Here is a 408-nt window from a genome sequence, read left to right as displayed (position 1 = left end):
AGTCGAACTCGGCGGCCTGGCCGATGACGATCGGGCCGGAGCCGATGACCAGGACGGACTGGATATCGGTGCGCTTAGGCACGCTGGCCCTCCATCAGGACTGTGCTCATCAAAGCGGTGAAGCGGTCGAACAGGTAGGCGGCGTCGTGCGGGCCCGCTGCCGCTTCGGGGTGGTACTGGACGGAGAAGGCGGGGCGGTCCAGGAGCCGGAGGCCTTCCACCACCCCGTCGTTGAGGCAGACATGGGACACCTCGACCCGCCCGAAGGGCGTCTCGGGGGTGCCGTCCAGTGGCGCGTCCACGGCGAAACCGTGGTTGTGCGCGGTGACCTCGACCTTGCCGGTCGTACGGTCCTGGACCGGCTGGTTGATGCCCCGGTGGCCGTACTTCAGCTTGTACGTGCCGAAG

2 protein-coding genes are annotated in these 408 nt (G+C 67.9%); both read right to left on the bottom strand.

The features are described from left to right. Nucleotides 1–82: carbamoyl phosphate synthase preATP-grasp domain-containing protein (locus IO33_RS54470; protein ID WP_483414658.1), on the bottom strand; the 82-nt coding region annotated here is incomplete at its 3' end. Then, the coding region (locus tag IO33_RS0142060) for a glutamine amidotransferase-related protein (protein ID WP_031174345.1) at nt 75–408 on the bottom strand (334 nt) is incomplete at its 5' end. The genes IO33_RS0142060 and IO33_RS54470, both read right to left, overlap by 8 nt.

The organism is Streptomyces durhamensis (assembly GCF_000725475.1).
In the GTDB taxonomy this organism is placed as follows: domain Bacteria; phylum Actinomycetota; class Actinomycetes; order Streptomycetales; family Streptomycetaceae; genus Streptomyces; species Streptomyces filipinensis.
This window is presented reverse-complemented; position numbering and strand designations above follow the sequence as displayed.